The following is an 8147-nucleotide window of genomic DNA, read 5'->3' as shown; positions in this document are numbered from 1 at the left end:
TCGTTCCGAGGCAAACTCGAACTGGTCAAAGCCGATCTGCACCCCAGATGGATGTTGATGTACATTCCAGTTTTCATATTTGGCATTTGGGACAGTTACCGAACGTGTGTGGACATGAACAATGTGTACTTGCTCGCGGAACGAGAGGACGCTCCATTCAACTCGTACACGGTCGGTGCTGCCGAAATCAATTATTTGGATAAGCGGAGTCCGGCGATGTCGGTTATCTGGTCCTTGTTCATGCCAGGAATGGGTCAGTTGCACATCCACCGAATTTTAACGGCCTTCTTCGCGCTGGCATGGGCAATTGTCTTTTTATATAAGTCACGCTTGCTGGAAGCGGTACAGTATCTCTTTCTTGGAAACATACAGGAATCCACACATGTGCTCAGCCCAGAATGGTTGCTGTTCATGCCCTCCATGTGGGGATTTTCAGTGTATGACTCCTACATGAACACAGTCGAAAACAACAAACTTTTTGAGTACGAGCAGAAGGTTTTTCTCACACAGAATTACCAGAGCCGCGGTTTTACCATCAAAAAGGGTAGAGTGATGAACGAATGATGCAACTCTTATCCACATTCGAACATTCCTTGAAACTGGAATTGGCCATAAGCGCGCTGGAACTGGAAGGAATCCAGAAACAGCACATCTTTGCCGTACCACTGAACAATCGAAAAGTGGAACGAAGGTTACTCGATAATCTACACAACTCGGACGGCGTTTCCTTATTCAGTACGGGCGCGGCGATGGGTACGGCATTTGCGGTTGTCGGAGCCAGTATGGGGTTTTCGCTAAAATGGGGACCGATTTATTGGGGACTGATAGGCGCGGGGAGCGGGTTTTTGCTCGGATTTTTCGTTGATTTATGTATCAACAAGCTATTCAAGAAGCGTCTTCGCGTCCTGAGAGGCAAAAATCCTCAAGTCATTTTAATCGTCGAGTGCAAGGACGAGCAGGCTGATCGCGTCGAAAACATCCTATGGAGGTATTTGGCGCTTGGGGTCGCTCGCGTTCAAGACGCGTCATTTGGCGATTAGCCTTTGTCTTTGGGGACCTGCGAATTTCACTTGCGAATTTCATCGGAGAGGACAATTCAATTGGCCGCAAATCAACAGCAAGCACTGGATGTCATCGATCATAACGTGAATCAAATCACGAATCTGATGTACGAAAAGTTTACAATATGGGTGCACTATGAGCTGTTTTCGTGGAGATGGTGGATTGGTCTGTGCACCACGATCCTCCCGTGGATCTTTTGGTACTTCGCCACGAAGAAGAACAAAAACAGGGATAGATTCTTGTTTGCAGGGTTCCTGACAATCATTATCGCAGTGGCTTTAGATGTCATTGGTGATCAATACGGCTTATGGCATTATCGATTTAATGTACTCCCCGTGCTCCCAACGTATTTCCCGTGGGATTTCACGCTGATGCCTGTGACCATCATGTTTTTTCTGCAAATCAAACCAGCGGCAGATCCTTTCATCAAATCGATATTATTTGGATTGTTATCATCGTTTGCAGGCGAACCCTTTTTTTATTGGATCGCCACGTACAACCCCGTTCACTGGAGATTCGTTTACTCATTTCCGATCCAGATCGCGATATATCTAACCGTGTACTACTTTTGTAAAACTCGCTCCAAAATCGCTGCCTACGTGTAGACCGCCGCGATCCACGATCCGAAGTGATCTCTCTCGCGGCACGCGACACCATCCTGGCCCTCATCGGCAGTCAAGGCGCCAGCCGTTGCTCTGTTCCGACGCCTTGACTGCCCATCCATCAGCCAACCAACTTTTCAATGTCCTTCGCGATCGCGCTCGGAGTCGTCTGAGGTGCATACCGCTCTACGACTTCCCCGTTTCGATCCACAAGAAACTTTGTGAAATTCCACTTGATGGCCTCGGACCCCAACATGCCGGGGGCAGACCGCTTGAGATACTCGTACAAAGGATGCGCCGCCGGACCGTTGACATCGACCTTTGCAAACACCGGGAAGCTGACGCCGTACGTAGTGCTGCAGAACTCCTGAATCTGCTCGTTGGTTCCCGGCTCTTGGTTGCCAAACTGATTGCAAGGAAATGCGAGCACCGAAAACCCCTTATCCGCAAACTGCTCGTGCAACTCCTGCAACCCTTTGTATTGCGGCGTAAATCCACATTTGCTTGCCGTATTGACGATCAGCAGCACTTGCCCCTCATAACTGCGCAGCGACTGCTCCTCTCCGCTCGCCGTGGTAACCGTAAAGTCATAGACACTCATCCCCATATCCCCTCTCCATTGCTGATTGTGAATGGTAAACATCGTGATTTCGGCGGCGGCGGTATGGGCGAAGGCGTTGCGGGCGTTACAGGCGTCGTCGCCCCCGCCCCTGCCGTGCGCCTGGTGCCTCTGACGCCTCGGCTCGCCCAGCCCGCCTCTGCCAGCCTCTTCCCGGCCGGGCGGATGGAAGTTGCTGGTCATGCGTTTAGGTGTTAGCAATCCAATTGTACACAACTTTTCATGTCATGAGAATCCTAACGGAAAGAGATGGAAGGGAGTTCGGGGGCCGAGGGGCGAGGGGTCGACGGAGCGAAGGTGCCGAGGGGCGAGGGGCCGCCGGAGCGAAGGTGCCGGGCGATTTAAGCGGCCCTGAGCCGCTTATTCACTGCAAATCGCTCGGGGCGGTCTATTTAGGCGGCCCTGGAACGCTTATTTGCACGAAAACAGCCATGGCAGGCGGGTTCGAAGCCGCTTTAGCGGCCTCAGACCGCTTATTCGCCGCATTTCAGATGATTCGACACGTTTAAGCGGCCATCGGCCGCTTATTCGCACGCCCCCGCCCACGTCCCCCGCGCGCGGCGCGGATCAAGGCCCACAGTCCGGCAGGTCCTCCCATCAGCATGAGCCATTCGATGGGCACGTTGTAACGTTCAAACGCGAAGAAGACGCTGAAGATGGCGGTAAAGTAGAGCAGCGTCAACAACACCATCAACAGCTCGAGCCGACGGCCTTTGCCGAACAGGATGGCAACGGCGTGTCCGATCAGCGAGATCCAAATCAGCCAATGCTGCACAAGTTTCATCAACGCTGGGTGAACGCCGAGAATGCGCAATGGATAGTAGGCCTTGTACCAAATGATCTTGGGCTTCAGCCACAGATAGCTCAACCAAAACTCACCTGGATGTTTGTGGTACCACAGACGAATACGGTAGACAGCGGCGTGCCGCTCGGCCAAAAACCACTGAAGCTCGTGCATCTTTTGCGGACGCAATTGGGGATTTTGGGCGAGCAGTTGATGTTCGACGGCGCCTTCGTTCTGCGGCGGCGGGAAACCTTCTCCTTGGAATGTACCGAGGAGGAAGGGATTCCAACTATCATCCGTGAGCGGAATGAACTGATGGAACACGATCTCGTTGCGGATCCACCACGGCAGCATGAAGACGATGAAAATTCCGATGGCCATGGCGCCATGGCGCGCCAAGAGACCTGTCGGATACCGCTTTGTCAAAAGGTATACCAGCCCAACGACGGCCCAGAGCAAGACGTTGGGGCGAAGGTACATCGCGAGCATGAAGAAGACGGAAAGGGCGACGAGATCGGACAATTTCCGCGTTTCCGCAAGTTTGAGCAAATAGTACACCGTCCATGCGAAAGCCGCCATGAACAACGGCTCTGTCAGGAACAGACTGTCGACCAAGATGCTCGGGGGATAGAACGCGAGCGCGAGCGCGACGACAAACGCGACGTAGCGATTGGCGATGCGCTCGATGGCGCGAAAGGCGCCAACGATGCCCAAGCTGCCGATGATGGCGAACGTCAGCTTCCCCACGTACAGCCCAAGTGTACCTTTGCCGAAGACAGCGATGATCCCGGCCAACAGCAACACAATGCCAGGCATCATATGCACAGTCGGTTTGAGGGGCGTGTAAAAGGAATACGTCCCCTTGTCCAAGAGCCAGACCGCGCTTTGGTAATAGCCTTGATCGTCGCTGTGGAGCGTCATCTGCGGGCCGTAGTGAACGATCACGACTAGGCGCGGGACCAACGCGATAACAAACACGACGCACATCCATATGAAGTTCGTTCGGTGTGTTAGTTTGGAAATCAATGTCATTCTCCTATGTATTTGTCCATTCCCAGTGTACACGATTCGACAGGATTTGAGCAGGCCTTCTACAATTGTCTGACTTGTTCTCCAATAACATGGAAGGAATAACCATAAACACGGCGTAATGGTATGATCAAGTGCCGACAGTGGCTGGCGAGGAGATGGTGGATGATGCACGTCTTTGGGTCGTGTCTCGCGTTTGTCTACGGGATGGTGCTCGGTTCATTCGCCAATGTGATCGGATACCGTCTCGCAATCGGCGAGCCCATCTTCCCGCGATCACGCTGCGCCCGTTGCCATCACACCTTGGCGGCTGAGGAATTGATCCCTGTGCTGTCCTGGATCGCCTTACGCGGCCGCTGTTCCCATTGCCGGGCTGGGATTTCCGTGCAATATCCCGTGATCGAGTTGACGACTGGGCTCCTGTGGATGATGACATTCTGGCAGGCCTATCCTATCGGCCAAATGGCGCTCTGGATGACGTTTTGGCTGTATTTGATGACCGCTGTGGGGACCGATCTCACCTCACTCACCGTACCCAACATTCTCACGATCCCTGCGGCCGGCCTCTTCCTGGCCGCCTCAGGCGCGACAGGCGAGCTGCCTTGGTGTACCGCCGTGATCGGTATGTGTATCGGCTATGCGACCATCGTCGGAATTCACCTGTTGTCAGGAGGAAAAATGGGACTCGGCGATGCGAAGCTCTATCTGGCCGTCGGAGCCGTCCTCGGTCCATTGCGGACGATCGAATCGTTCATTCTGGCGGCGATATTCGGCTCGATCACCGGGATCGGACTGCGCTTGGCCGGACGACTGCAGCCGAAGCAACCCGTTCCATTTGTGCCATTCATCGCGGCGGGCGTGATCGTGGCGGCGTTCTACGGTACACATTTGATGGATATGTACGCGCGATTGCTGTATCGGTGAAAGGTGTACTGCGGATAAGGGTGTCCAACCACTCGCCCAAGTCTGGGAGGGTGGCTGGACGTGGTAGGACAAAGAAGTTTGTTACTTCATGATGGTCAGCGTGTTGTGCTTTTGCGAAACGAGTATGTCATATCCTTTCGCCTGGAAAAAGCCATAGCCAAACAAGGAAGCGCCCGTGTAATTCGGATCGACGATGCACGGGATATCCGTGAAATCCTTGCCGCCAATATTCAACGACACTTCGCTGATGTAGGCGTTGTCTTCGCCGCCCACGCCGGCAACTTGGATGGTACCCAGATTCGGCAGGCCCAGCAGCTTCGCGTCGGCCGCTGTGAACAGCGGTTCAAACGCGCCTGTGTCAAGCTGAAGCATGACGTGATCATTGCCGCTCGTCGCATTGAAGAAGATGCCGTTTGCGAACACGCTGATGGGCACCGATGCCACAGCCGTGTCATCGGCCGGAATTTCGACTGTTGACGTGTCCGTTGGCGCACCGAACGTGATTTCGCCCGTCTGCTGAATGGTTTTGCCAGCGGGATCCGTCCAGGTCACGGTCGGGAATACCTGCTCCTGCGTATTGTCGTTGACGCCGTTGAACCACGTTCCGGAATAGTCCGTCGTGACATGCAGCGTTTCCGCTCCGGTCGATTGCGTCAACGAACTGAATCCATTGGTGTGAATGGTAATTGGCTGATTCGGCACTGGATTGTTGCCGTCATAGACAATGACCTGCATTGGAGCAGGGCTGCCAGCAGGCGTATCCTGCGTATCGATCTCGATATGATAGTTATGCTTGACAGGCAGCGGCTTAAAATTGAATCCGCCGCCCTTAAGCGGATATGCCTTCATCTTGGCGGAAAGTTGATTCCAAGGAATGTAGACCTTGCCTTGGTACTGAATGCCTTCGATAAATCCGCCAGTAATGGCGTATTTCCCTTCGCCGAGATATTCGTTGGGCGTCTTCAGCTGGTTCAAACCAGAGGCGTCGACGTAGGTTGTGTCGCCGACGGAGATCGCCGAAATTGGCTTGCCGTTGAGTTCAGCGCGAACAACACCATGGGCTTGTGTATTCTTGGACGAGGAAGTTGCCGCAAATACGCTTTGCGCGAACAGAGGTGAGGCAAACACCATCGTCGATGCGGCTACCGTTGCTAACGTTCGTTGCGAAAGTCTCAATCTCCTAGCCTACCTTCGTCTGTATTGGATAGCTAGGTAATTCTTCTTCAAAAGGTCCGTTTCCTGCCCCGAAACCCATGGGATTTACCGACAAATTTCACACGTATTCACCAATTTTCAACACATCTTCAAGAACGGCGCTTGCGGTCGGAAGCGCGCCCGCGCCAGGACCGACCAGCGTGATCGATCCGACGATGTCGCCGTTCAGACACAGCGCGTTGTTGACTCCGTCGATGGAGTAGAGCGGATCAGTGGGATCGAGCGTCTCCGGGCCGACCTTGCACAGCACTTCGCCCGTGTCGTCGTTCCACACGGCGGAGGCGATATGCTTCACCTTGCGCGCCTGTTGCTTGGCTTGTTCGATATGCGCGGCGTCAATGGCCGTAATGCCCTCAACCGGACTGACCAGGCGCGCGCGAAAGATCCGCCCAGACGATGACAGGCGGGGACGTTTGTCTACGGTGGCCATTGCACTCGTCACCTCGTTCTCCTCCAAACGCGATCCGACCGAAACGTCGCCGCCATGGACCAGCGCGCTGGTATCCACACCGAGGGCCTGCAACAGGACTTGAAGTTTGAAGAACGCGTCCTGTCCTTCGATGTCGGAACTCGGATTCGGCTCCGCATAGCCAAGCTCCTTCGCCTGGTGCAGCGCGGCGTCGAATGCCATGCCCTTGTCGTGCATCTCCGTGAGGATATAGTTGGACGTTCCGTTGACAATGCCGCGCAACGACACGATGCGGTTCAGGCGAAAGTACGTTTCAATGGTGTGGAGCGCAGGTATCCCGCCAAGCACACTCGCTTCATGGCGCAGATCGACGCCCTGGCGCTGCGCGAGCCGCCGCAACGCCTCGCCATGCGTCGCCATCAGGGCCTTGTTGGCCGTCACGACCGACTTGCCATTCTCCAACGCGTGACGGACAACGTCGTGCGCCACATCAATACCGCCCATCACCTCGATCACGACGTCCACATCATCCGCCTCGCACACCACTCGCCAATTGTCGACCAGCTTCGCCGTATCGACGAACGGTGCGCGGGGACGCGCGAGATCGCGCACGGCGATATGCGTCACTTGCAGCCCAGTGTCCGAACGCTGTGACAGCACCTGCATCACGCCAGTTCCGACCACGCCGCATCCAATCAACCCAAGCCGCACCGGCTTGCTTGGCGATCGCTGCCGATCCGACGCCCGATCCGACGCCAGCAGCCCAGTATGTTCACTCGCGCGCGATCCAATCACGTTTGCCAAACCGTTCCTCCGCCTTTCCTATACAAAAAGAGCACCCTTCAAGGGTGCCCTGCCTGTTTGAACGCCAGACTACACCCTCTTATCTGTCAGGTCGCCCGCGGCACACCGTTACACGGCTGCGATCACGCCACGATCCTGCAGGAATTGGCACCGCTCCGGATCTATGGATCCGTCGGTTGCCGGGCTTCATCGGGCCAGTCCCTCCGCCACTCTGGATAAGAGATGCCTAACTCTACGATTGTTTATCGATGCTGTTTATCCATGCCCTTCGCAGGCTATCCGCCTGCCCATCGGCCTGATTGAAATAGCCAGTCGCAAACACACTGAATGCATCCTATCACTCGCGCGACATGGAGTCAACAAGACAACGGCAAGACAACCCAAATTAGAGTTACCTTTCAATTAGAGTCACCTTTCGTTCTGCGTGTCACAAACTGAAAAGTTGAACGTCGAATCACATGTAAGGCATCACGAGGAAGTTTCGTCATGAGATGGTAAGAAAGTTACCTATACACTTCAATCCTTGAATGCCGACACGGCGAAGGTCGTCGAACAAGGACTTCCATATGGTTTGACCGTTCAATTGTACAAGCCTTCGTACCACAAGTATCCGAATGATTGATAGTATTGAGATTTATCAATAAACAGAAAGGCCAACGGATCATTGAAAAAGCGTGATCGTTACGGCGCTGGGGAGCC

The 8147-nt window shown here is 54.3% G+C and carries 8 protein-coding genes and 1 riboswitch; of the genes, 4 read left to right on the top strand and 4 right to left on the bottom strand.

Annotated elements, in window-relative coordinates; translation table 11 throughout:
- The 3 genes from AAC01S_RS19635 to AAC01S_RS17605 all read left to right on the top strand — a co-directional run.
- Positions 1-564, top strand: a 564-nt coding sequence (locus AAC01S_RS19635; RefSeq protein ID WP_067625577.1) for a hypothetical protein, incomplete at its 5' end; no start/stop codon positions are given.
- Positions 561-1040: a hypothetical protein gene (locus tag AAC01S_RS17610; protein WP_306307197.1), complete on the top strand. Its 480-nt coding sequence runs from the start codon at positions 561-563 to the stop codon at positions 1038-1040. The genes AAC01S_RS19635 and AAC01S_RS17610, both read left to right, overlap by 4 nt.
- 60 nt (positions 1041-1100) lie before the next feature.
- On the top strand, positions 1101-1667 hold the full coding sequence (locus AAC01S_RS17605; RefSeq protein ID WP_067625573.1) for a CBO0543 family protein: 567 nt from the start codon (positions 1101-1103) through the stop codon (positions 1665-1667).
- A gap of 118 nt (positions 1668-1785) precedes the next feature.
- Here the strand turns inward: AAC01S_RS17605 and AAC01S_RS17600 are convergent, their stop codons facing one another.
- Both AAC01S_RS17600 and AAC01S_RS17590 read right to left on the bottom strand, forming a co-directional pair.
- Positions 1786-2265, bottom strand: coding sequence for a glutathione peroxidase (locus tag AAC01S_RS17600; RefSeq protein WP_067625582.1), 480 nt, complete (start codon positions 2263-2265; stop codon positions 1786-1788).
- A gap of 523 nt (positions 2266-2788) precedes the next feature.
- Positions 2789-4093, bottom strand: a complete 1305-nt coding sequence (locus AAC01S_RS17590) for a glycosyltransferase family 39 protein (protein WP_067625570.1) — start codon at positions 4091-4093, stop codon at positions 2789-2791.
- A gap of 168 nt (positions 4094-4261) precedes the next feature.
- On the opposite strand from AAC01S_RS17590, the gene AAC01S_RS17585 reads away from it, so the two are divergent.
- Positions 4262-5020, top strand: a complete 759-nt coding sequence (locus tag AAC01S_RS17585; RefSeq protein ID WP_067625567.1) for a prepilin peptidase — start codon at positions 4262-4264, stop codon at positions 5018-5020.
- Positions 5021-5101: 81 nt separating this feature from the next.
- Here AAC01S_RS17585 and AAC01S_RS17580 read toward each other — a convergent pair whose 3' ends face one another.
- Both AAC01S_RS17580 and AAC01S_RS17575 read right to left on the bottom strand, forming a co-directional pair.
- Entirely contained in the window at positions 5102-6196 is a 1095-nt protein-coding gene (locus tag AAC01S_RS17580) for a pepsin/retropepsin-like aspartic protease family protein (protein WP_067625564.1), read from the bottom strand.
- A gap of 97 nt (positions 6197-6293) precedes the next feature.
- Positions 6294-7439 (bottom strand): homoserine dehydrogenase, encoded by a 1146-nt coding sequence (locus AAC01S_RS17575; RefSeq protein ID WP_245630279.1) that lies wholly within the window; start codon positions 7437-7439, stop codon positions 6294-6296.
- 85 nt (positions 7440-7524) lie between these two features.
- Positions 7525-7670, bottom strand: a riboswitch (SAM riboswitch).
- Positions 7671-8147: the final 477 nt, after the last annotated feature.

Origin of the sequence: Alicyclobacillus acidiphilus NBRC 100859, assembly GCF_001544355.1 — a bacterium.
GTDB lineage: Bacteria > Bacillota > Bacilli > Alicyclobacillales > Alicyclobacillaceae > Alicyclobacillus > Alicyclobacillus acidiphilus.
Note: the sequence above shows the minus strand (reverse complement) of the source record. Positions and strands in the feature narration are given on the sequence as shown.